The sequence below is a fragment of the Brevibacillus choshinensis genome, from assembly GCF_016811915.1.
GTDB classification, from domain to species: Bacteria; Bacillota; Bacilli; order Brevibacillales; family Brevibacillaceae; genus Brevibacillus; species Brevibacillus choshinensis_A.
The window spans coordinates 417107-441655 of the sequence record NZ_CP069127.1; the positions used below are offsets into that span (position 1 = coordinate 417107).

Below are 24549 nucleotides of genomic sequence, written 5' to 3' on the forward strand. Positions count from 1 at the left end.
GGAGGTGAATTTCATATGGTAATCGCACGAAAGGTTGAAACGGATCGGCTGCCTGCTGCTGTCACACGTCCTGCTGCCCGCCTCGGATTGTCCTATGTTTGGGTGGCGTATATCGCATTTGGACTTGCGGCTCTGGCAGGGATGCTGCAAGGCATGGTGCGTGGCGGGATCATCGAGCTGCCTAGCTGGACGAATTACTATCAGATTTTGACTGCCCACGGTGTGCTGATGGCACTTATTTTTACCACGTTTTTCATCGTCGGCTTTCTTTTGACTGGCGTAGCGCGCACGACGGGCGGATCGCTGCATGGAACGGCTCTCGGATGGGGCTGGGCTGGCTGGATTCTGATGGTCTTGGGTACATTGATGGCCGTCGTCACCATCGTGATGAACGAGGCTTCGGTCCTGTATACGTTTTATGCGCCACTGAAGGCATCCCCGTACTTTTACGTGGGAGCGGCGCTTCTGGTCGTCGGCAGCTGGTTCGCAGGCTTTGCGGTTTTTGCCAGCTACCGTAAATGGAAACGGGAGCACCCGGGGCAGATTTCGCCACTCTTCGTCTTCATGTCGGTCACGACGTTTGTGATGTGGATCATCGCGACGCTTCCGGTAGCAGTCGAGGTTATTTTTCAGCTCATTCCCTGGTCGCTGGGCATCTCTCCGACGATCAACATCATGCTCAGTCGCACCTTGTTCTGGTTTTTCGGGCATCCTTTAGTTTACTTCTGGCTGATGCCGGCCTACATCGCTTGGTATGTGTGTGTGCCACGGATCATCGGAGGGAATGTTTTCAGTGACTCGCTCAGCCGTCTCGCGTTTATTCTCTTGCTGCTGTTCTCGATCCCGGTCGGCTTTCACCATCAGTTGATGGAGCCGGGCATCTCGGCTGGGTGGAAGATGATTCACGTGACGCTGACGCTCATCGTCGTCATACCGTCGCTCATGACTGCCTTCTCCATGTTTGCGATCTTCGAATCAACCGGACGCAAAAAAGGAGGGCTGGGCCTCTTTGGCTGGCTGAAGAAGCTGCCATGGACGGATGTGCGCTTTTTCGCACCGTTTGCAGGGATGCTGTTCTTTATCCCAGGGGGAGCGGGCGGAATCATCAATGCAAGTAACCAGATCAATGCCGTGGTGCACAATACCATTTGGGTAACCGGACACTTCCACATTACCGTGGGGGCCGCAGTGGCACTGACGTTCTTTGGGGTCAGCTTTTGGCTGATACCGGTACTGACCGGCCGCACACTCACTCGCACTGCGAATCGGATGGGAATGGTGCAGACTGTCTTTTGGTCCGTAGGGATGTTCCTGATGTCGTTTGCGATGCACACGATGGGACTCTCAGGGGCGCCGCGCAGGACTGATTATACGACCTATATGGATCATCCGACGGCATTGGGCTGGATGGATTATCAGCGGATGATGGCATTCGGAGGCGGTCTGCTGTTCGTATCGGCGATCCTCTTGATCCTGATTCTTTTGTACCTGACATTCTACGCACCGAAAGGGTATATGGAGTACCCGATCGGAGAGACAGAGAAGGAACAGCATGTCCCGCGTTTGCTGGAGCGCTGGCCGGTATGGATTGGTCTCGTCGCTTTCCTGATCGTGCTCGCTTACGGCTATCCGATCTTGGAGCAAATCCAGCACCAGGCACCGGGCTCCCCGCCGTTTAAAACTTGGTGATGTAGAAAAATCCACTCGTTTTTAGCAACGAGTGGATTTTGGCGTGTGTGCGGCTACTTTTTGTTTGGCTACAAGGCGGCCCATTCGGTATAGGCAAGAATCAGAAAGCCGATGGCAATCAGCCATAACGCGAGCACTCTGAGGTCTTCCTCTTCAAATGGCATGGAACTCCTCCTTTATCTCTTGGTAGTACCAAGGTATTCAAAAGGAGGGGCATTGGTTTAGCCTACGGCAGGTAAATCATTTTGCGAGTCATCCCGCCGTCGATGACCAGCTCGGTTCCGGTAATGAAATCATTGTCCTTTTGCGTCAAGAACAGGCAAGCGCGGGCAATGTCATCCGGCACACCGACACGTCCGGCCGGGTGCTGTTCGTGATCCTCTGGACGAAGGGCGGAGTAATCGCCATTTTCAATCCATCCTGGGGAGATCGCGTTGACACGGATGCCGTCCGGACCGAGTGAAACAGCCAAGGCGTGGGTCAAGGCGAGAATGCCGCCTTTGGAGGCAGCGTATGCCTCGGTATTGGGCTCAGACATGTGCGCACGGGACGAAGACATGTTGAGGATCGCACCGCCGCCGTGCTTGCGCATGATTTTGGCCGCCTCCCGCGAACCGAGGAAAACGCTGCGCAAATTGGTATTGAGTATATGATCCCATGCCTCCACTGCGAGCTCGTAGGGAGATTCCCAGGTGGAAAGGCCGGCATTGTTGACCAATACGTCCAGTCTCCCCCAGCGTTCGTCTGTCATCTGCATCAACTGCTCGATGTCCTTCGGCTGGCTGACGTCTACCTGGTGGAAAGTAGCGGTTCCAGTTGAGCTGTCTGATGCATTTATGGCTTGGGCTGCCGCTTCGCCCATTTCTGCGTTCCGCTCGGCAATTACCACATGAGCGCCATGGGCCGCATACATTCCGGCGATAGCCCGTCCGATACCGCTGCCTGCTCCCGTGACAATGACAATCTTATCCGTGAATTGCATTAAGATCCCCTCCAAACAATAAGAAAGTGTGAACGATCCGGTTGTCCTGTGAAAAAACTGTAAAAATGGTAAAAACATGATTGCAAAATGTATCTAACTATAATAAAGTAAGTATCATCTTTTGGTGAGATCACCGAAATTAGAGGAGGTCACTTTTGTGCAAACTGAAATGAAATTAACAGCCGAACAGGCGATGGAAGCGAGACATAGCGTACGTAAATACGATCCGAATGCTGTGATTCCCCAAGGCGAACTGAACGAAATTCTGCGTCTGGCTTCTACAGCGCCTTCCTCATGGAACCTGCAGCACTGGCGTTTTCTCGTGGTGACCGATCCGGCAATCAAGCAAAAGCTCCTGCCAATCGCCTACAACCAGCAACAAGTAGTGGATGCCTATGCTACTATCATCATACTGGGAGATCTGGAAGCAGACAAGGCGGCAGCTGTCGTATACGACAAGGCGCTGGCGAAAGGTCTGGTGTCTCAGCAAGTGCGTGACACAATGGTCGGTCAGGTCGAGGGTGCTTACAAGAACAATCCGGAAATTGCCCGCGACGAGGCTATCCGAAATTCCTCCTATGCAGCTATGCAGCTGATGCTGGCTGCCAAATCGAAAGGGTATGACACCTGCCCGATGGGAGGCTACGACAAAGCGAAGTTGATTGAAGCTTTGAACATCCCGCCTCGCTACATCCCGTCGCTGATGCTCACACTCGGCAAAGCGAGCGTGCAAGCACATCCGACCGAGCGTCTGAGCCTGGACGAGTTGGTTATTGAAAACAGCTTCTAATCAATGCAAATAGGAAAAGGGAGCGCTATCGCTAGCGTTCCCTTTTTTACTGCTTCTAGAGTATCCCTATTGTATTTGACTGATCGTTACAAAATATCTATAATGGTACTCATTCCCAGTCTCACATGTAAATAACGAACATGGGTCCAGGAAAGGAGCTGGTTGATATGAGCGCCAGACCTCGAGAATTCAAAGATACAGCCGTGATTGATGCAGCCATGGAAGTGTTCTGGGAGCATGGCTTCGAGGGCAGTTCCACGGAAAAATTATGCGAGCGGACAGGTCTCGGCCGGGGAAGCCTGTACAATGCGTTCGGCAGCAAGCAAGCGCTATACGAGAAGGCGTTGGAACGCTATCAGGAGCTGGGCATTGAAATCCAGGTGGATGTATTGGAACAGCCGGGACCAGTGAAAGACAGGCTGCGTGCCCTCATGGTGTGGGGGATCGACCAGGATTTCGATGGAGCAAAGCGGCGTGGCTGTCTCTCGATCAATGCAGCGATTGAGCGTGGAGTGAAGGACGCGGAGGTAGCACGTTTGGTGGGCGGTCATGTGGGACGACTCGAACAGGCGTTGTGCCATGTCATTGCAGTCGGTCAACGTTCAGGTGAGATTACCTCCAAGCGACCGGCCTTGGAGCTTTCCCGATCCTTTTTGAGCAGCTTTTACGGTCTGCGTGTACTGGGCAAGATCGTAGAGGATCGCCGTGTACTGGAGGATATCGTGGAAGGAACGCTGGCTGCTTTGTAATTTGTCAGCAAGTTGCTCATGGGCAATTTGCGCTCAGTTTTGTACTGATCATTACAAAATTAGTGAAAAATTGAGGGATAGGAGAGAAGGAATCATGCCATTTGCCGTCTATGTGCTAGGGTTGATGATTTTTTCCATGACGACTTCGGAGTTCATGGTGGCAGGGATGATGGCGTCCCTTTCGGAAGAATTCGGGGTGTCTGTCGCTGCTGTTGGTTATCTGATTTCCGCTTATGCCGCAGGGATGATCGTGGGCGGTCCGCTGCTGACGGTTGGATTGTTGAAGGTTCCGCGGAAACAGGCTTTTCTGGCATTGGGCGGTGTCTTTCTCGTCGGGCAGACTCTGGGAGCTCTCGCCACCAGCTACGAAATGATGATGGCGGCGCGAGTGATCACGGGCATTTCGTCAGCTGCGACTTTTGGTGTTTCTTTGTCCATTGGTTTTACCCTTGTCCATCCCGGAGCTCTAGGGCGTGCAGCTTCTGTCATTCTCGGAGGATTGATGGTCGCGACGGCCATTGGGCTTCCAGCGGCTATGGTGTTTGACCAGTACTTCGGGTGGCGGGCCAGTTTCTGGGGAGTCGTTGTTTTCGTCCTGCTATCGGGAGTGCTCGGGCAATTTGTCATTCCAGCTACACCCAAACCGGAGTCCGTCAGCATTCGTGGAGAGCTGGCTGCTTTCCGCAATGGGAACCTGTGGGCGGCGTACGCCACGAGCATGCTCATTATTGGAGCGACCTTTGCTGCATTCAGCTACTTTTCTCCGATCCTGACTGACCTCACTGGCTTTGGCGCGGCCATGGTTCCTCTGCTGTTGGGGATTTATGGTGTCGCGACGGTTGCTGGGAATATCGTGACGGGCAGGTTCGCCGATCGATACATGATGCCAATTTTGATCGTCGGGCTTCTCACATTGACGGTGGCACTGGTATTCTTTGGACTTTTTGCCCACAGTAGTGTTGTCGCCATGATTGCGGTTATCGTGGTTGGTCTGGCAGGTGTCCCGATGAATCCAGCGATGACGACTCGGATCACACGAGTTGCCAATACCGGATCATTGGTTACGACCGTCCATGGTTCTGTCATCAGTTTCGGCGTAGTGGTAGGATCATCGCTCGGCGGGCTCACCATCGACGCTGGCTACGGACTCGCGTCACCGCTATGGGTAGGTGCTGTCTTAGGGATCATAGGTCTCCTGTCTCTGCTGCCTTTCCTACGTGATACAAACCGCAGACAACAAACTAAAATGCATGAAAAGAAAGTGGCAAATTGCGTAGAGCAATAAGAGAACAGATGGACATGGGGGACCCATTTCCTACCATGTGTGGTGAAGGGCACGAAAAAGGGCAGGAGAGTCTTCACGCTCTTCCTACCCTTTTTCTGCGGATTCAGGAGTGCTCATAGCCTCTGCCACAGGCAAATCGACGGTGATAGTCGTACCTTGTCCGAGGATGCTGTTTACGAATAAACGACCCCCGTGGAACTCGATAATTTCCTTGCAGATGGCAAGCCCCAGGCCGCTCCCGGATTGCTTGGACCGTCCTTTGTAAAACTTCCCGGTGATATGCGGCAAGTCGCCCTCATCGATGCCCTCCCCCGTATCGGTTACGGAGATGATCAATCTGCGGGCAGATTCAGCTGCTGTGACACTGATCGTGCCCCCGCGCGGTGTAAATTTGAACGCATTGTCCAGCAGATTCACGAAAACCTGCATGAGACGGTTGAAATCTCCCATGACTGCCAAGGGAGAAGAGGGGATTTCCATCTGAAGGTCCACCCGTTTGTCCTGGGAGCGAATGGCAAACTGCAGATGCACGTCGTCCAGCACTTCCCGCAAATCCATTCGCTCCAAGGAGAGCTTCATCTCGCCGGACTGAAACTTGGAGAAGTCGAGCAGCTCCTCCACCAAGCTGATCAGGCGATCTGTTTCCTTGGAGATGACCTCCAGTCCCAGCATCGTTTCTTCCGGTTCATCCAAGCCTCCGGAAATCAGTGTCTCACTCCAGCCCTTGATCGAGGTCAGGGGGGTTCGCAGCTCATGAGAAACGGAGGAAATAAAATCGTTTTTCAGCTTTTCGTTTTTACCGATTTCCGCGGCCATGTAGTTAAACGTCTCAGCCAAGGTCCCTACTTCATCGTCGTAGCGTTTGGCGGCACGTGCTGAGAAGTTGCCGGTTGCCATTTGCGTAGCGGCTTTGGTCAGATCTTCGATGGGATCGACAATGCGCTTTGCAATGATCAGGCTGAGGGCAAAGGCGAAAAACACGACGCCAGCCCCAACGCCAGCTCCGTACAGGGCAATCTGGTTGACTGCTTGATAGAGAGGCTCCGCTGAAATCGTATAGCGCAGGACCCCCGAATATTCCGTTTCAAAGGTAAGCGGGGTGGACACAGCGATGACACGCTCGCGAGTCATGGGGCTTTTCCCCACATGGATTCCTGTCATCCCCTTCAAGGCGTCCAGCACATCGGGCGTTTGGATCACTTCTCCTGTCTGAAAGCCGTACGAGTTCAGAATGACCTTGCCGCTGGTATCCAGGACCTCGATCTTGGCGTATTCCTCGTTCGAGGCGTTCTCCAGAATGTAGCGCGCCTTGTCTTTGAGGCGATAGCCGGTCGCGTATTTATTGATAAAGTTGGTAAATGTCGTGGAGCGGGTCACCAAGGCTTCGGTCGCTGTGCCGAAGTAGTAGGTGTGCACAGCCCAGTAAAACAACCCTTCCAGCACGAGAACGATCAAGAGCAGGATCAGGCCGAAATAGACGATCAGCCGGGTCCTAATTCCCTTCATCGGAAACTTCCTTTCGCCATAAATACCCGTAACCCCATACCGTCTCCAGGAAGGCGGGATGGGCAGGGTCGTGCTCGATTTTTTGGCGGATGCGGCGGATGTTGACGTCGACAATTTTCAGGTCGCCTACGAAAAATTGCCCCCAGACAGCTGTCAGGATTTCATCGCGGCTGATGGCCTTGTTGGCATTTTCAGCGAGCAGCTTGATAATCGCAAATTCTTTGGGAGTCAGTACGATTTCCTGATCTTTTTTAATCAGCTTCCGTTCATCCAAGAGGAGGGTAAACGGATGGATGTCGATTTCATTCTTTTCCACAGGAGACTCGATGGGGGAGAGTCGTCGGTGCAGCGCTTTTACGCGAGCCAACAGCTCTGCCGGACTAAAGGGCTTGCTCACGTAATCGTCTGCACCGAATTCCAGTCCCATCACTTTGTCCAGCTCCTGGCTTTTGGCGGTAAGCATGATGATCCCGAGACGAGGGTATTTTTTGCGCAGAAGGCCGCAGACCTCGAAGCCATCGATGCCCGGCAGCATGACATCCAGGATGGCGATCTCGATATCCTGATGGATGCCGGCCAGCTCCAGCGCTTCTTCCCCTGTCGCTGCTTCCACCACCTCGAAGCCTTCCCGCTTCAGGTTGATGCGGACAAAATCACGGATTGATTTTTCGTCTTCCAGCAGCAGTACTTTCATCTTGTGCGACTCCTTTCCCGTTTCGTGTCTAAAAGCGCAAACGCATCTGACGGTACAGCTGACGAATCTCATCCGGCGTCAGGAGCATCGTTTTATATTCCTGCATAGCAGACTGGTTCAGTTCAGGAGAACCCTGCGGCTGAATCGCCACATTTACCTGCTTACCTTCTTCTTTGAGTAAGACGTAAGGCACGTGCTTTTGTTTGAGGTCATTTTCAAATTGGCTCCAGGACTTCTGCGGGACGATCTGGATCGTGAGCAGCTCCGCTTTTTTCTTGCTCGTCTCATCGAAGTAGAGGAAGTGGATCGGAGGGATTTCCGGCTCCTGGCCTATCTCGATGGTATACTTTCCATCCCATTTCTGCGGGATTTGAAAATCGATTCCGTACGAGTAGTTCTGGTAATGATCTTCTACGTGAGTGAGTCCGGTCGCGCCGTCCCAATGGAAGTAGGAAGAAATCCATGGGATGGCGGCCATAGGCAAATCGTCGGTACCGAGCGGTTGGGTACTGACACCTATTTCGATGATGCCATCGTCGTTGATGTCCTCGCTGTAGAGCGGATAGGGCTTGAAGGTCAGGTCCATTTGGCCGTCGATCTTGGCCAGAGGGTTGCGCAGCTGGCCGTTGTCCCACACTAGCAAGTCAGTGGAGGCCGAGTGTGCTCCGAGACCGGCTTCGATGAAAAGTCCATTCTGATTGGCGGAAGCTTTTCCGATAATCGCTTGCTCATAACCATTCACAGAGCCATCCAGCTCCAGCTCTGTCAGCTTTCCCAGCTTCTTTTGCGTGGCGCCGTAGACCTGGGCTTTGGAGGTCAGGTTATTGTGATCGTGTATGACCAGGGCGAGCTCGGAAACATGGTCTCCGTTCAAATCACCCACAGCCATGACGGAATACGTCTGCTTCAACAGCTCTTGCAGGCTTCCTTCCGCGAGTGAGTAGACGGAAAGCTCCTTGTTCAGGTCGTCTCCCCCGCCAAAGCCGATCATCATCTCAGGGATATGGTCACCCGTTATGTCTGTAAACATGACGTAATCGAGCTCGCTGCCGATTCCTGTGAAAGAAGCGACCTTGGCCCAGTTTCCCTGTTTTTGCGAAAGGATCAGGACGCCGATCTCGTAATCCGTTTTTTCCGACTTGTAGAAAGCCGTGACCTCCGGGGAACCATCGCCGTCCAGATCCTGCAACGACACGGCGCTTGATTCGTCCGGATGCGTGGGGACGGTCAGCTGAGAGCCGGGTGGCAAAAATTGCATCACGGCCTGATTGATCGATTGTTGGTCGCCATCTGCGGAAGGGGCGCGCATCAATTCGTTGGGCGTATCGGTAAGTCCGCATCCACTGATCAGCATCGTGGAGATCGCGGCAACGTATAGCCATGCCTTTTTCATGAGGAGAATTCCTTTCTGTTTCTAGGTCGATTGACTCTATTGTAGCCTGATAGACTCATAAAGTTGTTGCAAACCGGTAAAAAAGCGGTAACGAATCAGGAAAATATTACTTGCAACATTTGGCTTATCTCCATCGTTAAAAATACGACAGGGAAGGACATACATGGGTGTAACGTTTTGGAAATAGAAAAGGAAACCCGGTAGAAGGAGGACGATAGTATGAAAGCTTGGCATAAATCTTTGGTGGCTGTCGCATGCAGCGGCGCGATTCTGTTAGGCGTAGGTCTAGGAGCCGATCCGGTTCAAGCGAAAGCACTCAATACACAATCCTTTGCATCCGTTGTCCTATTGCAGCCGCAGACGAATATTCCGTTTCACATTCAATTTGCAGATGGCTTCAAGGTGAATGTTACGAACGGTCTGACGAAAGCAGTCAGTACATTCGATGTGTCTGCCAATAAAGCAACCTATGTACGACAAGGAGTGTACCAAGTAAACGGCAAGTTGGCAAAGAGTATGAACGGCTTCTCACAAAAGCTGGCACAGTTGATCCCGTATTATGATGCCAATGGCAACCTGCGTTGGAAGGGGCAGCAAATGATCTGGGGCGTGAACGGAGAAGACCGCATCGCCGTTGCGACCAGCGTGTGGAACATCGTCGACAAGAAGCCGCAGCTGCTCAGCGTCACTGTGCAAAAGGGAGATTGGGACAACTTGCCGTCGGCTGAAGTAGATGTCAACAGCGGGTTCAGCATGGGGAAAGACATTACGTACGTGCTGGATACGAAGTACGCCGATGTGACAGGGGATGGCGTAGCGGACAACGTCTTTTTGATCGGAGACAAAATGGGCAGCGCCATGAACCTGCGAGCAGACCATCTGCGTGTCGTCGTGCGCGAAGGAAAGTCCAATCAGCAAACGTTCATTTCCGTAGGTCAACGTGACAGTGGTCACATGCCAAAGCTCGCCATTGCGAATGGCAATCCGGATGGCATCAAGGACATTTTGGTGACCATGCCGAATGCAGCGGGTAATACCTACAGCCTTTTGACCTGGAAGGACAATCGACCTGAGGCAATCGTCGACCAGGCGCAGCTGAACACGGGAAGCGTGTACCAGCCGGTCATTGGTCCTTATGGTGAAGCTGTTGCGATGAAAAAGCTGAAATAGTTCATAAGGGCTGCTGTGAGGAGTAGCCAGCTGATTCACATCATCGAGCTTTTCTAAAGATTTTCGAGGCATTTTCAGGGCATTCACGAATGATTGGGCAACGTTCTTTAAGCTCAAAAACAGATCAACATTATGAGAACTCCTTTTTCACCATGTGAAGAAGGAGTTTTTTGTGTTCAGGGGTTCAGTTTTCATGAAGACTTCAGAACTGCCCAGGAAAAAGGAGAAAAAAGCGAAGGTATTAGGGACACAGCCCAGGCGAAGTGGAAAAAGGGGAACCTGCCTTTAGCGTCCACCTTGAAACTGCTCCCTGAAACGACCACTTTGGACGCGGGTTCCACTTTTGGAGCGGAGCCGTACAGGGATGACCGCTGCGCAGGTGTCCCTACTAACCGCAGCGTTTTCTCCTTTTTCCGTCCCGCCACTACAGCCATTCGTTTAGTCAGAGGGTTTTTAAATCGTAACAATTACGTTTTATCTTGACAAAAGCAACCGTGGCCATGTAGCATAATCATCAAATCGTAATGTTTACGGTTTACAAACTCGAAGGAGCGATTGCTGAATGGAAGATAGCCGGATACCCGTAACCGTGCTGAGTGGATATTTGGGAGCAGGCAAGACGACCCTGCTCAATCATGTGCTGAACAATCGTGACGGATTGCGCGTCGCCGTCATCGTCAATGACCTGAGTGAAGTGAACGTGGACGGAGCGCTCGTATCGCAAGGCGGCGGGATTTCCCGCGTAGACGAAAAGGTAGTAGAGATGTCAAACGGCTGCATCTGCTGCACGCTTCGAGAGGACTTGCTTACTGAAGTCGAGCGATTGGCTCTGGAAGGCCGTTATGATTACATACTGATCGAATCAACTGGCATTGGTGAGCCGGTGCCGGTCGCCCAGACGTTTACATATGTCGACGAAGAGAACGGCATTAATCTGTCTGAGCACTGCCGTCTGGACACCATGGTCACAGTCGTGGACGCATACCGATTCTGGCATGACTTTTCCTCGGGAGAAAGCTTGCTCGATAGGGAGCAGGCAGTGGGGGAGGAGGATACTCGCGAGGTCGTCGATCTGCTGATGAGCCAAATCGAGTTTTGCGATGTCCTCATCCTCAATAAATGCGATCTGGTCGACCCACAAGATCTGCTGCAGCTGGAAGGAGTTTTGCGCAAGCTGCAACCGCAAGCCCGGTTGATCCGCTCCAAACGGGGACAGGTAGATCCACACGAGATTTTGAATACAGGCTTGTTTGATTTTGAGCGGGCGAGTCAATCAGCAGGATGGATCGCGGAGCTGGAAAAGGAAGAGCACACGCCAGAGACAGATGAATATGGGATTTCATCATTTGTCTATCGGGCCAGGCGTCCCCTGCATCCCGAACGCTTTGGCAAATGGCTCAGCCAATGGCCGGAGGAAGTGGTTCGAGCCAAAGGATTCTTTTGGCTCGCGACCCGCAATGATTTCGCGATGACACTCAGTCAGGCGGGTCCATCGATTGAAGTCGGAATGGCAGGATTCTGGACAGCAGCGCTGCCAAACGAGGAGCGGAGCGCTCTTCTGGCCGAAGACCCTGAGTGGGCGAATACCTGGGACCCCGTACACGGGGATCGTATCACAGAGCTTGTGTTCATCGGGATCGACATGGAACGTGAGCGAATCGAAAACGAACTGAATTCTTGTCTTCTGACGGATGAAGAATACAGCGGGGACTGGTCGAAGCTGCCAGATCCGTTGCCCACGGCAGACACAGTCGTCGAGACGATGATTTCTTAATCAGGGGGAGGATAACATGCGCGTCAAGATCACGCTGCAATGCACCGAAACAGGGGATCGCAACTACATCACCACAAAGAACAAGCGCAATCACCCCGAGCGCCTGGAGCTGAAGAAGTACTCTCCGCGCTTGAAGCGCTGCACCCTGCATCGGGAAACGAAATAGGTGGCCAAAGCAAGAAAAAGCTCTCCACCCTCGTCTGTTTTCGGCGAAGGGGAGAGCTTGAATGGTTTGGTGGCACTTTACAGCAGGATCAGTCCCAAAATCGCTACGACAATGATACCGGTAATGCCCTGAACCAAAGTAGCCAGCGTCTGTGCGCGATAGGCAGTAGTCAGGCTCATTTTGGAGAACTGGGTGACGACCCAGAAGTAAGAGTCGTTTACGTGGCTGACGACCATTGCGCCGCAGCCAATCGCCATGACGGTCAGCATTTGGCCGATCGGCACCGTGCCCATCATCGCATCCAGACCGAGCGAAGGCAGCAGCGGCATGGCGATGGTGGAGGTGATGACGAGAGAGGCGGTAGAGCTGCCTTGGGCCGTTTTGATGACCGCTGCAATCAGGAAGATCACGATGAGTCCGCCTACTCCGACCAGGGCGACATTTCCGTCGAGCAAGGTCTTGATATAGTCCGCAATCGGCGTAGCCTTGATCACAGCGCCAAGAGCTCCACCCGCACCGGTAATCATGATGATGATCGCTGAATCCAGGAGACCGTCGCCCATCCACTTCGTTAGAGTCTCTTCGCTGCGTTTTGGCAACAAACCGAAGATTGCGAACAAAAGCCCGACAAACAAAGCGTTGACCGGCGTACCGAGGAAGGTAAAGAGCGTATTGGTGAAGCCGCTGGTCATCAGCACCTTGTTGCCTTGTGTGTCCGCACCGACAGGGAAGTTGGCGAAGGAACCGATCGCCATCAGGATGATCGGGATCAGGATCGGAGCGAAGGCAGCAAAGCCCGACGGCAAGGTGCCGAAACGCTTTTTGTACTCTTCGAATGTTTCTGTAGCTTCATCCAGCTCAGCCGGGAGCTTGTCAGCCACTTTTCGCGCCCAAATGTGACCGGCGAGAGCTACCGGTATGGATACGATCAAGCCGATGACGATGACCCAGAACAGCCCGTCTGGACCGATTCCGACGTTCGTCGCCGCAGCGATCGGACCTGGAGTGGGAGGAACCAGAGTATGCGTCGCATAAAGTCCTGTAGATAAAGCGACCGCCAGTGTGACGACGCTTACACCAGTCTTTTTGGCCAAGGACTTTTTCAGCGAAGAGAGAATGACGTAACCGGAATCGCAAAATACAGGGATAGAGACAATCCAGCCAATGACGGTCATGGCTATCGCCGGGTGTCGATCCCCGAGAAGGCGGAGGACGACTTCCGCCATTTTGACAGCGGCACCGGAGTTTTCCAATATTTTTCCGATAAGAGTACCAAAGATGATGACAAGTCCAATGCTGGTGATGATGCTGCCAAAGCCACCGGCGATTTCTTTTCCGATATCGGCGATGAGCGGCTTTTCCACTCCGTTCAAGGTACCGACGAGGTTGGTGAGCAAGGCGAAAATGTAAGTACTGCTGATGATGGATAAGAACGGGTGAAGCTTCCATCTGGCTGTAGCGTAGACGATGAAGATAATGCTCAGAAGGAGTAAGAGTAAAATAATCGGGCCAAGCGCTACTACTTCAGGACTCATGACGTACCTCCTTTATATCTGTTTGGCAGTGTAAATGCGCACGGCCTGCTCAGCGGCCAGCTCCAGCAGCTCGGCGGCCTGCGCCATGGATTGCTCCAGAGACATGGGATTGTTGGCAATGCTCAGTACTGCCGTGACACCTTCCTTATACAGGGCATCGATTCCCTTTCCGATCGATCCAGCCAAAATGATGACGGGTATGCCGTGTTCCTTTGCCAGCTGCGCGACACCGCATGGCGTTTTTCCTTGAGCGGTTTGAAAGTCGACTTGCCCTTCCCCTGTAAATACAAGGTCTGCATCGGTCAGAGCTTCTGCCAGATTCGTCGTTTCGCGGACGATTTCAATACCGGATTGCAGGTGACCGTTCAAAAAGGCCAGCAAGGCACCGGCAACTCCACCCGCGGCACCTGTTCCAGCCAGATCATGAATCGCAATACCTTCAGCCGCATGAATCAGATCGGCAAAGTGACGCAGATTGTCGTCCAGCTGCAGAACCATTTCAGGTGTTGCTCCTTTTTGCGGACCAAACACATGAGAAGCGCCATTCGGGCCGACAAACGGATTCGTAACGTCGCAGGCGATGACAAACTCGCAATTCGCCAGTCGCGGATCTGCCTGGCTGCGGTCAATGCGCCTCAGCTTTGAAAGCTCACCTCCCCCAAAAGTCAGCTCCTGATTGTCCTGGTCCAGGAGCCTGAAGCCAAGGGCTTGGAGCATGCCGGCTCCTCCGTCGTTGGTAGCGCTTCCGCCGATGCCGAGGATAAATCTGCGGCAGCCGAGGTCCAAGCCAGCCTGTATCAATTGCCCAAAGCCGTAGGTCGTAGTGAGAAGGGGATTTCTCTCCTCCGCTGTGATCAGGTACAGACCGGATGCGGCTGCCATCTCGATGACGCAGGTAACTCCATCTCCGAGGATGCCAAATGGGGCACGGACGTCTCGGCCGAGCGGGTTGATGACGGTGGTTTCCAGCAGTTTGCCGCAAGTAGCGTCAACGAGGCATTGCAGGGTACCTTCGCCGCCGTCGGCCATGGGCTTGATGACAATCTCGCTATGTGGCAGCGCCTTGCGAACACCGGCCCCTATGGCTTCAGCTGCTTGCTTGGCGGTAAGACTTCCTTTAAACGAATCAGGGGCAATGACAATTTTCATGATGTGGGACCTCCTTCGGTTGCTAGTGACTCTGTCTTCATCACGCTGCCAATGGATATGTTAACTATACTGAAAGCGCTTCAAAAATACATTTTGCAAAACGTACAAAAAATGCTGTCGAAAACGTATTCACTTTTGTGAGAAGTATCCAATGCCTCCGAGGCGATGCATTTCGAGAGCCAGCTGGATGCGAAAGGCATCGGCAAAGCTGCGTGGATTTTTGCCCAGCATGGCTTCGATCCGTTCCAGCCGATACAGGAGGGTGTTTCGATGGATGTTCAGTCGCAAAGCCGCGTTGGTGAGATTTAGGTCGGAGGAAAACAAGGCCTGCAAGGTGTCCATCAGCTCCGGATGCTGGACGAGGGTCCCGAGAATTTGCTCAACAGCTCGCTTTCGGGAGGGACCAGGCGTTTCGATCAGCATCAGCTCCAGTGTGGCGTCATCAAAATGACAGATCGGTCCTTTTTCCGGAAAGCTTTCAATTACCTGCAAGGTTTGCTGCGCTTCCTTGAACGAGTGTTCCAGATCGCGGATACGATCGTAGCGATTGCCCATCGTAATCAAGAGGCTGTCGCCAAGGATAGGAGACAATGCGGTCCGCAGACGCTGAGCCGCTTCTGACAGGTATTGCTTGACGTGCTGATGGCTGCGGCAGTGGCGCAAATCCGTGACGATGATCCAGCGGTTATGACTTACGGCCGAGATGCACACTTGCTGTGGCTGGTAAAAGCATGCGGCCATTTTGGAAAGCCATTTTCTGCGCGAGGGGCTTTCCGTCCATTCGCCTGTAGGGGCTGCCTGTACGATGATGATCGAGCGTGGACCGCTCAAATCCAAGCCGAGGAGCTCCCCGCGAGACTGGACGACGGCGGGGGAGGGATCGAGCGTTCCAGAGATAATATCCTGGATCAAAAAGTTGAGAGAGCGCTCTTCCATCGCCATCTGCTCCGTCAAATAAGCCTGCTGGAGCATCATTTCGGTCATCATGCGCACGGCCTTGCCAAAAGGAATGACTTCCCGGGGAGAGCCGGATATGCCGATGACGCCGACAATTTCCGTATCAAAGAAAATGGGCATGTTGATTCCCGGGCGCGTTCCCGTCCATTTGCGGCTCTCCGATGCGGTGAGCACGATCTCTTCTCCGGAGGCGATGACCTGCCTCGCAGCTTCGTGAAAGGTATTGATACGCTTGTCGTCACTTGAGCTGATAATGATGCCGTCCTTGTCCATGACATTGATGTTTAGCTGCGTGACTTCCATCGTACGGCTGACAATCTTATCGGCGAGGAATTTTTTCAGCTTCATACGGTTCTCTCCTTCCGACTCATTGGCTCAGGAATGTTTGATCTAAAAATTATAATGGAGAATCCTGTCTGTTTTCACGAAAAAAGCCCTCCCGCAGAATCAATCGATTGAAACGATCCAGCAGAGGGCATTTTTGCCGATGGAGTGCGGCGACTATGCGTTTTTTTTCAAAGCCATGGCTTCTTTCTTTTTCTCTTTATCCGCGAAGAAGATCTTCATCATGGGCGGCGTCACGATGGTGGTCACCAATACAACCACAATCAGGACGGCAAACATGTCGGCAGTGAGCAGCTGGCTCTCCAGACCGATGGCGGCGATAATCAGCGCGACTTCACCACGGGAGACCATCGCTGATCCGATAGCCATGGAATTTCTCCACGGAAAGCCAGCCATTTTGGCACCGAGCGCACCTCCCAGCAATTTGGACACGATCGCCAGCACGCTGAGAAGAACGATGATCCACAGGTTTTCCAAGATTCCGGCAAACTGGGCGGTAACCCCAACCGAGGTGAAGAAGACGGGAACGAAAAACGAATAGCTGATCGTTTCGACTTTGTGAGTGATTTCTTCGCGATAGTTCGTCAGGCTGATGGCCACACCGGCGATATAAGCTCCGATGATAGCAGCCACACCCGTATATTCCGCGAAATAGGCAAACAGGAAGCAAAGGATCAAGCCCGCTGAAATCACGGATTCCGTGACTTGCAGAGGAGCGAATTTTTTCAGTACCCACGGAACGACTTTCCAGGAAACCAGGAGGATGATCGCAAAGAACACGACCTTTTTCAGGATGACCATACCCAGATTCACGTCGCCGCCGGCAAAGCTCATTAAGAATGCCAAGGCGATAATCACCAGAACATCGTCGATGACGGCGGCACCCATGATCGTAGCGCCCTCTTTTGATTTTAGCTTCCCTAATTCCTTCAAAGTTTGCACAGAGATGCTCACGCTCGTGGCGGAAAGCAGAAGGCCCAGGAAAACAGATTCAATAGAAGAGAGTCCCAAAGCCAGCCCGGCTGCGTATCCCATTGCCAGTGGCGCGATGATTCCCATGACGCCGACCGAGGTGGAAGCTTTGGCTGTACGCTTGAATTCATCGATATCCGTTTCGAGACCAGCCAGAAACATCAGCAAAATGACACCGATCTGACTGATTTCCTGGAGAATTTCTGTGTTCGTAACGAGCCCGAGCACACTCGGCCCGAGTACAATCCCGATCAACAGCTTTCCGAGAACGGAAGGCTGACCCAGACGCACGCTGATGTCCCCGGCAATCTTGGAGGCGATCAGGATGACGGCAATTTGGAAAATAAGCATGAGCATTCCCCCTTCGATGTGTGATGAAAATGCAAAAGGAGCCTGTAATCACAGGCCCCTTTTTGTCAATTCAGCGTAAAAAAGACAAAAAGAACCCTATGATGACAGGCTCCTCCATTAACAAAAATAATATTCACTTGATCGATCTCTTACATTTTAGCATGAGGTGTGATAAAAGTAAATCCATACAGCAACAGTGGTAGGAAATAGCAGAGGGAAAGCTGCACAAGAACAGGGGGAGAGGCAATGACAAAGAAAATCAGCAAGGAAACCGCAGAGCACTACATGTGGGGAGGCTCTTGCGACGGCTGGCATTTGGTCAAAGGTCAGGAGCTGAGTGTCATTCATGAGCGGATGCCGGCCCAGACTGCAGAGGTGCGTCATTACCATGAGCGAGCCCGCCAATTTTTCTTCGTGCTGTCGGGACAGGCTGTGCTCGAGGTAGAGGGTGTCCGACATGCGTTGGGGAGTCAAGAAGGTGTGGAGGTACCGCCTGGGGCAGCGCATCAAATGAAAAACGAGGGCGAGGAAGCGGTTGAATTTCTGGTGATCTCCCAGCCTACGACGCGAGGAGATCGCATCAACGAGGAGTCGTGAGCAAAAAGGCACAAAAAAAGCCTGATCGTCTAAGGGACGGCCAGGCTTTTGGTCTCGTTATTTCCAGTTCACGAAATCGGACATTTGTACGAACGCGTCAGCCAATGCGTGAAGGCTCTCTGCTGTTTGGAAGGCAAAGATGGGCAGGCTAACGGCAAACAATAAAGCTTCTCCGATGTATTTGGCGATCATAAGATCTACCTCCTTTTTGGTAATTACCGCGAAACGGGTCTATCCAAAAATCAGGTGATCGTATGTATCTGCTTCGCCATCTGCGTGCTGCATACGCCGAAACATTCGTGTGCGCAGCGGTTGCCTTGCCGCCATCGGATAGGTCTCCACCATACCGGGATTAATGCCGGGTTGGTAAGCATCGCTCTGGTGCCATTCAATAGCCAGATTTCGCGGAGTCACGCTTCGTCTCAAGTAGAATATCGAAGTGAAGCAGCCCACGAACAGGGCGAGCAAGGCGAAGAAATCCTCCAGGGAAAGCAGCAGCAAGAAGTCTTCCATGGCGATTCTCCTCCTTTCTTTTGGCAACGCAAGAACCAGTGTTCTTGGTAACCATGATTCTACTCCTGTTCACATAATCAGGCAACCCTAAATCATGGCAGAAATTGCTTCAGTCTAAATCGTTATCCTATTTCATCTTGCCGATGGAGAGACTGATTCGGTAATTCCCGAAAGCCAAAAGCCCATCCAGCAGGGCATTGAGAGCGGTCTGGTCCGGAACGTTCACGATCAGGGAATAGCAGCCTTCTCCACTGGTGCGATGCGCTTCTACGATGTCAGGGCAGTTTGAGATAAAGCGAAGGAACGGCTGATGATCGTTGGTTTTCATAAACATCGAGATGAAGGCAGTCAGTGCGGGGCTGACTTTCGAGGCATCGATGATGGTCGTATACCCTTGAATGATTCCCTGTTCCTCCATCCGCCTGATTCGATTTCCTACCGCTTGGCCGCTCAAGTGCACTTGCTCCCCGATATCCTTCCACTGCAAGCGACTGTTTTCCCGCAGGAGGGCGAGGATGGACTGATCCGTTTGATCGAGCATGAACGATCTCCTTTCACGGTGAAAGTGAACCAATGCCGCTTCTTTCGCGGCAACAGCTACGTCCGTCGTAAAATAAGGCTAGTGATTCTTATTATAACTGGCAAAGGAGAGATCGAACATGCACATTCAGCTCGTGCGGCATGCGACGCTGCGAGTAGCGTATAAAGGACGTACCCTCTTGGTGGATCCCATGCTGAGCCTGGCAGGGGAATTGCCTGCAACTGTCAACACGCCGAATCAACGGCCGAATCCCGGGGTGGAGCTGCCAATGCCTGCTGAGGAAGTTCTGGGCGGTGTGGATGCCATCCTGATTACCCATACGCATACGGATCATCTGGACGAAGCTGCCGTCAAACAGCTCCCCAAGCATTTGCCGATCTTCTGCCAACCGCCCGATCGGGAAAAGCTGCAGAACCATGGGTTTGAGCAGGTGATCGTGGTCGAGAGTGAATACGTGTGGGAAGGAATACAGCTTTACCGGACAGGTGGGCGTCACGGTACAGGCGAAATAGGAGAGAAAATGGGGCCGGTATCCGGGTTTGTACTCCAGGCAGAGGGAGAGCCTACGTTGTACTTGGCTGGCGACACGATTTGGTGCGAGGAAGTGGAGCATGCTCTGAAATCTCATCGCCCAGATGTCATTGTTCCATTCGCAGGAGCAGCTCATTTCCTGGTGGGAGACCCGATTACGATGACGAAGGAAGATATCGTACAGCTGGCACAAGCAGCTCCAGGCAGTCAAGTCTTCGTCGCGCATATGGAAGTGTGGAATCATTGCCTTCTCAGCCGCGATGAGCTGCGTGAGCACCTGACAAACAACCATTTGTCTGAGCGGGTACAAGTGCCGCAGGATGGCGAGAAAATCGAATACAAGCGCTGACTTGCAGATCGCGCTCGGTAAAAGGCTCCGCTGGACAAGCGGAGCTTTTTTGTACTCATCCAGCATTTGACAAACGGAAAACTACGTAATAAACTATTTTTACGTAAATGATTAATGTCATGAGGTGTTTTTGTGGCACATGAACAACTGGAAACCTATGTCGTCGAAGCTCCTGAGCAGGCGATGGCATTGCTCAACCCACTGCGAGCAGAAATATTGAGCCGTTTGGCTGAGCCGGCTTCAGCAGCAGAGGTGGCACGCGGAATCAATGAAATCCCCCAACGCGTGAACTACCATCTGAAGGCGCTGGAAAAGGTGGGCTTGGTGCGCAAGGTCGGAAGCCGTCAGGTGCGCAATCTGGTTGAAGTGCTCTATTTAGCCATCGCACGTACCTATGTATTATCCGAAGCGTTGAACTTTGCAAACGAGACGATTCAACAGATGAAGGATCAGGGAGCGCTGTCGCACCTGATTCATACGGCGGAAAGAATCAAGCGGGATGCGCTCGCACTGATGGAGCGATCCGATCGGGAAGAAGAGATCCCGAGCGCGACGCTGGACACCAGCATCCGTTTGGCAAGCGCCGAGCAGCGCAGTGCGTTTGTCGAGGAGTATGTGCAGCTGGTCAACCAACTGGTGAAAAAGTATCAATCCAAAGCAGAGGGGCAGGAAACGTACCAAGTGATTCTCGCGGTTTACCCCAAAGAAGGAGGAGAAGAATCATGAGAACAGAGTCCACCTCACAGAGTAAATCCAGACCGGTAGTGGTGTGGGAGAGCCGTCCCGAACGGCAGGCAGGGAACGTCATTTCACTTCCGTCTCGCGCTGGGCATCCCGGAGTCATTCAGGAGGAGTCCGTCAAGACGTGGACAGTCGGCCCGGAAGAGAATCCGGCTGTGATCACGGAAGTCTCTTCCGGATTTCACCGGAGAAGCGCTCCGGCTGCGACGCCTCAGGCGACTCGCATGAGCATGGCGGCATAATCAGCGAAGATGTATGAAATCAAAGGAGGCGTTATGGATGAATCTCATTCCGGTAGTTGTGGAGCAGACCAGTTACGGAGAACGTTCGTATGATATATACTCCCGCTTGCTCAAGGATCGCATCATTTTTCTGGGTAGCGCCATCGATGATCAAGTCGCCAATGCTATTGTGGCCCAGCTTTTGTTCCTCGCAGCGGAGGACCCGAAAAAAGACATTCATCTGTACATCAACTCCCCGGGTGGATCGGTGACAGCGGGGATGGCGATTATTGATACGATGAATTTCGTGCAGCCGGAGGTATCGACTATCTGCACGGGCATGGCTGCTTCCATGGGAGCCATGCTGCTGGTGGCAGGTGCGCAAGGCAAACGATACGCCCTCCCCAACGCCGAAGTGATGCTTCACCAGCCGTGGGGAGGAAGTCAGGGGCAGGCGAGCGATATCAAGATCGCTGCAGATCGCATCTTGAGGCATCGCCATATGCTCTATTCGATCATTGCGGAGCGCACGGGCAAGACCGTCGAGCAAATTGAAAAGGATGCAGACCGTGACTACTTCCTTTCGGCGACGGAGGCTCTGGAGTACGGCCTGATCGACAAGGTCATTGAAAAACTGTAGGAGACGGGGGTGCCTGGATGAAGATCTTGTTTTTGGGAGGAACGCGGTTTATCGGTCCGCATGCAGTGAAACGAATGGCGGAGCTAGGTCATGAAATTGTCGTATACAACCGTGGCCAATCTTCTGACGCGCAATCTCTCCCAAAAGGAGTCGCTTCGCTCACAGGAGACCGAGCAAGACTAGGAGAATCCCGCGATGCATTTCGTGCATTTTCACCAGACGTCGTCGTTGATTTGTTCCCTTATTCAGAAGCAGATGCACGTCAGCTCATGGAGACGTTTTCGGGAATAGCAGGTCGTGTAGTAGCGATCAGCAGTTGTGACGTGTATCAGGCCTTTGGGCGAGTGAACCGGATCGAATCCGGACCGCCGGAAGAGGGAGCACTGACGGAGCAGTCGCCATTGTGCGAAAAGCGGTACCCTCTTCGGGGAGCACGAGCTGATCTGAGCGATTACGACAAAGTGCTCGTGGAGCGAGTCGTCATGAGTCATGAGAGTCTGCCGGGAACGATCCTGCGCCTCCCGATGGTCTACGGGCCCGGCGATTACCAGCATCGCCTCTATCCTTATCTGCAGCAAATGCGAGACGGCCGCTCCGTGATTCTCATGGAGGAAGGATTTGCATCGTGGCGCTGGTCTCGCGGTTACGTAGAGGATATCGCAGAAGCCATCTGTCTGGCAGCGTTGCACGAGAAGGCTGCGGGACAAATCTATCATGTCGGGGAAGAGTTTGGCTTGCCGATGCGTGAGTGGGTCGAGCGCATTGCCGCTGGAGCAGGGTGGAGGGGCGAGATTGTAACCGTACCCGCTGCTGACTTGCCCCCTCATTTGGTGATGGATATCGAGACAGGGCAGCATATTCAGCTGGATACGAGCAAAATCAGAAGCGAGCTGGGATATGCGGAACGACTTTCGCCGGAAGAAGCCATGAGCAGGACGATTGCGTGGGAGAGTGCGAATCCGCCGGAGAATGTGGCGTGGATGATCGATTATACGGCTGAGGATGACTATCTGGCACGACTAGGTGTGAAATAGAATAGCCCATGAAAAACTCCGCGTGGCATGCGGGGTTTTTTGTTTGTGGCGACGTTTGACGGCGATTCGGACGGGGAACAGGTAGTGTGGGGGTCCGACCGTATTCCGCAGCGACCCCTTGCACACCATCCAAACAGGAGGCTCCTCATGAAAATCAGAACGAAATTCATCATTGCGTTTGGTGTGATCCTAGCGATCATGCTGAGCTCCGGGACTCATATGTACGTTCAAACGAAAATGCTGACAACCTCCTACACTGAGCTGCTCGTCGAGGCAGAGCTCCTCACGTCCCTGCGCGAAATGCAGTTTGTCATGACGGGACGAAACAATGACGAACGAGGTTACTTTTTGACCGGTGATGACTCCTATACAAAGGAGATGCAAGCGCGGGTCGAAAAAATCGGTGGCCTTGCTGAAAAAATAAATAAGAACCAGCATGCTGTCTTGAACTATGGGCAAGATTTAGGACCGCTAAAGGAATTTATCAACGCTTATTTGGAAGCGAGCCAAAAAGCTTTGGATGCCTATGGGAGCGGAAATCGGGAAGAAGCGATTCGACTCCATTTCGGGGATGAGAGAGAAGCGCGAAAGCAACTGGACCAGCGGATTGACGAACTGACCAATAAGGTGATCGCGGAGAAGGAAAAGACTACAGCCAGCTTGGAGGCGCAGCGAGTCACGTCGGAAATCGTCCAAGTCATCTTTAGCATAGCGGGTGTGCTGTTTGCTATCTTGATCGGAGCATTTCTCGTACGTGCTATCGTCATTCCGCTGCACCGAGTCAATTTGCAGCTGAAGGCTATCGCAGAGGGCGAAGGAGATCTGACACAAGAGCTGTCGGTCAAGTCCAAGGACGAGATCGGCATGCTGGCAGACTCCTTTAACCGGATGCTGCGCAATCTCCGTGAGCTGATCTTGCAAGTGCGCAGCCATGCCGAGCAGGTGGCAGCTTCTGCCGAACAGCTGACAGCCAGCTCGGAGCAGACGAGCAAGGCGACCCAGCAGATTGCCGAGACCGTTCAGGAAATGGCTGCTGGCAGCGAGCATCAGGCACAGAACGTGGAAGCCAGTCACAATGAGGTAGTGGGAATGGCACAGGGCATCGGGCAAATCGCAGCACGTGCCGAAAACGTATCGTCGACCGCGATTCGGACATCGGATCTTGCTACAGACGGAAATCAGGCGATTCAGCTGGTCGTGACGCAAATGGACGGCATGGGTGAAGCCATGGAGGGTCTGTCTCGATTGGTGAGCGGCTTGGGGGAACGCTCTGAGCAGATCGGCCAAATCGTAGACGTGATAACCGGCATTGCGGGGCAGACGAACCTGCTGGCGCTGAATGCCGCGATTGAGGCGGCTCGTGCAGGCGAGCATGGCAGAGGTTTTGCGGTCGTGGCCGACGAAGTGAGAAAGCTGGCCGAGCAAGCGGCGGCCTCGGCAGGACAGATCACACAGCTGATCGAGGTCATCCAGCACGAGACGCGGGAGGCGATCCTTTCCGTAGAAAGAGGCTCTCAGCAGACGGCGCTGTGCATGGATGGCGTCGCTTCGGCTGGAAATGCCTTCGCACATATTCGAGACGCGGTGGTTCGTGTTGCAGCGGAAGTCCAGGATGTCTCGGCTGCCTCTCGAACGCTCACCGACAGTACAGAGAAGGTGGCGGAATCGATGCGCGTCATTGCCAGTGTGACACAGCAGGGTGTATCCCGCACATTGGACGTGTCGGCGGCAACGGAAGAGCAGCTGGCTTCCATGGAAGAAATCCACACGTCGGCAGCGTCGTTGGCTCATTTGGCGGAAGAAATGGAGAAGCTGATGGGGAAATTCAAGGCGTAGTCGAGCGGCATATCGAATAGAAAGAAGCCACAGGCAGTT

The 24549-nt window shown here is 53.0% G+C and carries 25 protein-coding genes; 14 read left to right on the forward strand and 11 right to left on the reverse strand.

The window, feature by feature from the left end; genetic code table 11:
* Positions 1–15 precede the first annotated feature (15 nt).
* Positions 16–1689, forward strand: a complete 1674-nt coding sequence (locus JNE38_RS02330; RefSeq protein ID WP_203355076.1) for a b(o/a)3-type cytochrome-c oxidase subunit 1 — start codon at positions 16–18, stop codon at positions 1687–1689.
* 226 nt (positions 1690–1915) lie between these two features.
* Here the strand turns inward: JNE38_RS02330 and JNE38_RS02335 are convergent, their stop codons facing one another.
* Positions 1916–2671 carry an SDR family NAD(P)-dependent oxidoreductase gene (locus JNE38_RS02335; protein WP_203355077.1) on the reverse strand — a complete coding sequence of 252 codons (756 nt, stop codon included), beginning with the start codon at positions 2669–2671 and terminating at the stop codon, positions 1916–1918.
* A gap of 157 nt (positions 2672–2828) precedes the next feature.
* Here JNE38_RS02335 and JNE38_RS02340 point away from each other — a divergent pair, with 157 nt between their 5' ends.
* The 3 genes from JNE38_RS02340 (at position 2829) to JNE38_RS02350 (ending at position 5495) form a co-directional block, all read left to right on the forward strand.
* Positions 2829–3461 (forward strand): nitroreductase family protein, encoded by a 633-nt coding sequence (locus JNE38_RS02340; protein ID WP_203355078.1) that lies wholly within the window; start codon positions 2829–2831, stop codon positions 3459–3461.
* Positions 3462–3628: 167 nt separating this feature from the next.
* The gene (locus tag JNE38_RS02345; protein WP_238933534.1) at positions 3629–4210 is read left to right on the forward strand and encodes a TetR/AcrR family transcriptional regulator; all 582 of its coding nucleotides are present in this window, start codon (positions 3629–3631) and stop codon (positions 4208–4210) included.
* Positions 4211–4304: 94 nt separating this feature from the next.
* Entirely contained in the window at positions 4305–5495 is a 1191-nt protein-coding gene (locus JNE38_RS02350) for an MFS transporter (protein WP_203355080.1), read from the forward strand.
* Positions 5496–5579: 84 nt separating this feature from the next.
* On the opposite strand, the gene JNE38_RS02355 is transcribed toward JNE38_RS02350, so the two are convergent.
* From JNE38_RS02355 to JNE38_RS02365, 3 genes are read right to left on the reverse strand one after another with little or no spacing between them, the layout of a single operon-like run.
* A complete protein-coding gene (locus tag JNE38_RS02355) occupies positions 5580–7001 on the reverse strand; it encodes a sensor histidine kinase (protein ID WP_203355081.1) in 1422 nt (473 codons plus the stop codon).
* A complete protein-coding gene (locus tag JNE38_RS02360) occupies positions 6988–7695 on the reverse strand; it encodes a response regulator transcription factor (RefSeq protein WP_203355082.1) in 708 nt (235 codons plus the stop codon). Before JNE38_RS02360 ends, JNE38_RS02355 begins: the two co-directional genes overlap by 14 nt.
* Positions 7696–7723: 28 nt before the next feature.
* Entirely contained in the window at positions 7724–9088 is a 1365-nt protein-coding gene (locus tag JNE38_RS02365) for a VCBS repeat-containing protein (protein ID WP_203355083.1), read from the reverse strand.
* A gap of 219 nt (positions 9089–9307) precedes the next feature.
* Between JNE38_RS02365 and JNE38_RS02370 the strand changes: the two genes are divergently transcribed.
* From JNE38_RS02370 to rpmG, 3 genes are all read left to right on the forward strand, one after another.
* The gene (locus JNE38_RS02370) at positions 9308–10258 is read left to right on the forward strand and encodes a hypothetical protein (protein ID WP_203355084.1); all 951 of its coding nucleotides are present in this window, start codon (positions 9308–9310) and stop codon (positions 10256–10258) included.
* A gap of 562 nt (positions 10259–10820) precedes the next feature.
* Positions 10821–12032: a GTP-binding protein gene (locus JNE38_RS02375; protein ID WP_203355085.1), complete on the forward strand. Its 1212-nt coding sequence runs from the start codon at positions 10821–10823 to the stop codon at positions 12030–12032.
* 16 nt (positions 12033–12048) lie between these two features.
* A complete protein-coding gene (gene rpmG / locus JNE38_RS02380; protein WP_203355086.1) occupies positions 12049–12198 on the forward strand; it encodes a 50S ribosomal protein L33 in 150 nt (49 codons plus the stop codon).
* Positions 12199–12275: 77 nt separating this feature from the next.
* Here rpmG and JNE38_RS02385 read toward each other — a convergent pair whose 3' ends face one another.
* The 4 genes from JNE38_RS02385 to JNE38_RS02400 all read right to left on the reverse strand — a co-directional run bounded on the left by JNE38_RS02385 (position 12276) and on the right by JNE38_RS02400 (position 17507).
* The gene (locus JNE38_RS02385; protein ID WP_203357389.1) at positions 12276–13703 is read right to left on the reverse strand and encodes a GntP family permease; all 1428 of its coding nucleotides are present in this window, start codon (positions 13701–13703) and stop codon (positions 12276–12278) included.
* A 42-nt stretch (positions 13704–13745) separates the two neighbouring features.
* Complete coding sequence (locus tag JNE38_RS02390; protein ID WP_203355087.1) at positions 13746–14882, reverse strand: glycerate kinase; 1137 nt, start codon at positions 14880–14882, stop codon at positions 13746–13748.
* 129 nt (positions 14883–15011) lie between these two features.
* Positions 15012–16187, reverse strand: coding sequence for a CdaR family transcriptional regulator (locus JNE38_RS02395; RefSeq protein ID WP_203355088.1), 1176 nt, complete (start codon positions 16185–16187; stop codon positions 15012–15014).
* A gap of 153 nt (positions 16188–16340) precedes the next feature.
* Positions 16341–17507, reverse strand: coding sequence for a cation:proton antiporter (locus JNE38_RS02400; protein ID WP_203355089.1), 1167 nt, complete (start codon positions 17505–17507; stop codon positions 16341–16343).
* A gap of 246 nt (positions 17508–17753) precedes the next feature.
* On the opposite strand from JNE38_RS02400, the gene JNE38_RS02405 reads away from it, so the two are divergent.
* On the forward strand, positions 17754–18104 hold the full coding sequence (locus tag JNE38_RS02405; protein WP_203355090.1) for a cupin domain-containing protein: 351 nt from the start codon (positions 17754–17756) through the stop codon (positions 18102–18104).
* Between the two features lie 57 nt (positions 18105–18161).
* Here JNE38_RS02405 and JNE38_RS30900 read toward each other — a convergent pair whose 3' ends face one another.
* The 3 genes from JNE38_RS30900 to JNE38_RS02415 all read right to left on the reverse strand — a co-directional run bounded on the left by JNE38_RS30900 (position 18162) and on the right by JNE38_RS02415 (position 19158).
* Positions 18162–18296, reverse strand: coding sequence for a hypothetical protein (locus JNE38_RS30900; protein ID WP_269084421.1), 135 nt, complete (start codon positions 18294–18296; stop codon positions 18162–18164).
* A 39-nt stretch (positions 18297–18335) separates the two neighbouring features.
* Positions 18336–18617, reverse strand: a complete 282-nt coding sequence (locus tag JNE38_RS02410; protein ID WP_203355091.1) for a hypothetical protein — start codon at positions 18615–18617, stop codon at positions 18336–18338.
* 127 nt (positions 18618–18744) lie between these two features.
* Positions 18745–19158, reverse strand: coding sequence for an Lrp/AsnC family transcriptional regulator (locus JNE38_RS02415; protein WP_203355092.1), 414 nt, complete (start codon positions 19156–19158; stop codon positions 18745–18747).
* Positions 19159–19276: 118 nt separating this feature from the next.
* Here JNE38_RS02415 and JNE38_RS02420 point away from each other — a divergent pair, with 118 nt between their 5' ends.
* The 6 genes from JNE38_RS02420 (at position 19277) to JNE38_RS02445 (ending at position 24510) form a co-directional block, all read left to right on the forward strand.
* Positions 19277–20038, forward strand: coding sequence for an MBL fold metallo-hydrolase (locus tag JNE38_RS02420; protein WP_203355093.1), 762 nt, complete (start codon positions 19277–19279; stop codon positions 20036–20038).
* Positions 20039–20170: 132 nt separating this feature from the next.
* Complete coding sequence (locus tag JNE38_RS02425; protein WP_203355094.1) at positions 20171–20764, forward strand: winged helix-turn-helix domain-containing protein; 594 nt, start codon at positions 20171–20173, stop codon at positions 20762–20764.
* Positions 20761–21021, forward strand: coding sequence for a hypothetical protein (locus tag JNE38_RS02430; protein ID WP_203355095.1), 261 nt, complete (start codon positions 20761–20763; stop codon positions 21019–21021). The genes JNE38_RS02425 and JNE38_RS02430 overlap by 4 nt, the downstream gene beginning before the upstream one ends.
* A 37-nt stretch (positions 21022–21058) precedes the next feature.
* The gene (clpP, locus tag JNE38_RS02435; RefSeq protein WP_203355096.1) at positions 21059–21640 is read left to right on the forward strand and encodes an ATP-dependent Clp endopeptidase proteolytic subunit ClpP; all 582 of its coding nucleotides are present in this window, start codon (positions 21059–21061) and stop codon (positions 21638–21640) included.
* A 17-nt stretch (positions 21641–21657) separates the two neighbouring features.
* Entirely contained in the window at positions 21658–22674 is a 1017-nt protein-coding gene (locus JNE38_RS02440) for an NAD-dependent epimerase/dehydratase family protein (RefSeq protein ID WP_203355097.1), read from the forward strand.
* A 147-nt stretch (positions 22675–22821) separates the two neighbouring features.
* Positions 22822–24510, forward strand: coding sequence for a methyl-accepting chemotaxis protein (locus JNE38_RS02445; protein ID WP_203355098.1), 1689 nt, complete (start codon positions 22822–22824; stop codon positions 24508–24510).
* Positions 24511–24549 lie beyond the last annotated feature (39 nt).

Bases quoted from the DNA above. Each gene is read 5' to 3' on its own strand.
- JNE38_RS30900 (WP_269084421.1), bottom strand. From the start codon at position 18,296: ATGATCGCCAAATACATCGGAGAAGCTTTATTGTTTGCCGTTAGCCTG.
- clpP (WP_203355096.1), top strand. From the start codon at position 21,059: ATGAATCTCATTCCGGTAGTTGTGGAGCAGACCAGTTACGGAGAACGT.
- JNE38_RS02375 (WP_203355085.1), top strand. From the start codon at position 10,821: ATGGAAGATAGCCGGATACCCGTAACCGTGCTGAGTGGATATTTGGGA.
- JNE38_RS02390 (WP_203355087.1), bottom strand. From the start codon at position 14,882: ATGAAAATTGTCATTGCCCCTGATTCGTTTAAAGGAAGTCTTACCGCC.
- JNE38_RS02405 (WP_203355090.1), top strand. From the start codon at position 17,754: ATGACAAAGAAAATCAGCAAGGAAACCGCAGAGCACTACATGTGGGGA.
- JNE38_RS02370 (WP_203355084.1), top strand. From the start codon at position 9,308: ATGAAAGCTTGGCATAAATCTTTGGTGGCTGTCGCATGCAGCGGCGCG.
- JNE38_RS02445 (WP_203355098.1), top strand. From the start codon at position 22,822: ATGAAAATCAGAACGAAATTCATCATTGCGTTTGGTGTGATCCTAGCG.
- JNE38_RS02360 (WP_203355082.1), bottom strand. From the start codon at position 7,695: ATGAAAGTACTGCTGCTGGAAGACGAAAAATCAATCCGTGATTTTGTC.
- JNE38_RS02395 (WP_203355088.1), bottom strand. From the start codon at position 16,187: ATGAAGCTGAAAAAATTCCTCGCCGATAAGATTGTCAGCCGTACGATG.
- JNE38_RS02415 (WP_203355092.1), bottom strand. From the start codon at position 19,158: ATGCTCGATCAAACGGATCAGTCCATCCTCGCCCTCCTGCGGGAAAAC.
- JNE38_RS02365 (WP_203355083.1), bottom strand. From the start codon at position 9,088: ATGAAAAAGGCATGGCTATACGTTGCCGCGATCTCCACGATGCTGATC.
- JNE38_RS02355 (WP_203355081.1), bottom strand. From the start codon at position 7,001: ATGAAGGGAATTAGGACCCGGCTGATCGTCTATTTCGGCCTGATCCTG.
- JNE38_RS02440 (WP_203355097.1), top strand. From the start codon at position 21,658: ATGAAGATCTTGTTTTTGGGAGGAACGCGGTTTATCGGTCCGCATGCA.
- JNE38_RS02430 (WP_203355095.1), top strand. From the start codon at position 20,761: ATGAGAACAGAGTCCACCTCACAGAGTAAATCCAGACCGGTAGTGGTG.
- rpmG (WP_203355086.1), top strand. From the start codon at position 12,049: ATGCGCGTCAAGATCACGCTGCAATGCACCGAAACAGGGGATCGCAAC.
- JNE38_RS02330 (WP_203355076.1), top strand. From the start codon at position 16: ATGGTAATCGCACGAAAGGTTGAAACGGATCGGCTGCCTGCTGCTGTC.
- JNE38_RS02345 (WP_238933534.1), top strand. From the start codon at position 3,629: ATGAGCGCCAGACCTCGAGAATTCAAAGATACAGCCGTGATTGATGCA.
- JNE38_RS02350 (WP_203355080.1), top strand. From the start codon at position 4,305: ATGCCATTTGCCGTCTATGTGCTAGGGTTGATGATTTTTTCCATGACG.
- JNE38_RS02410 (WP_203355091.1), bottom strand. From the start codon at position 18,617: ATGGAAGACTTCTTGCTGCTGCTTTCCCTGGAGGATTTCTTCGCCTTG.
- JNE38_RS02335 (WP_203355077.1), bottom strand. From the start codon at position 2,671: ATGCAATTCACGGATAAGATTGTCATTGTCACGGGAGCAGGCAGCGGT.
- JNE38_RS02420 (WP_203355093.1), top strand. From the start codon at position 19,277: ATGCACATTCAGCTCGTGCGGCATGCGACGCTGCGAGTAGCGTATAAA.
- JNE38_RS02400 (WP_203355089.1), bottom strand. From the start codon at position 17,507: ATGCTTATTTTCCAAATTGCCGTCATCCTGATCGCCTCCAAGATTGCC.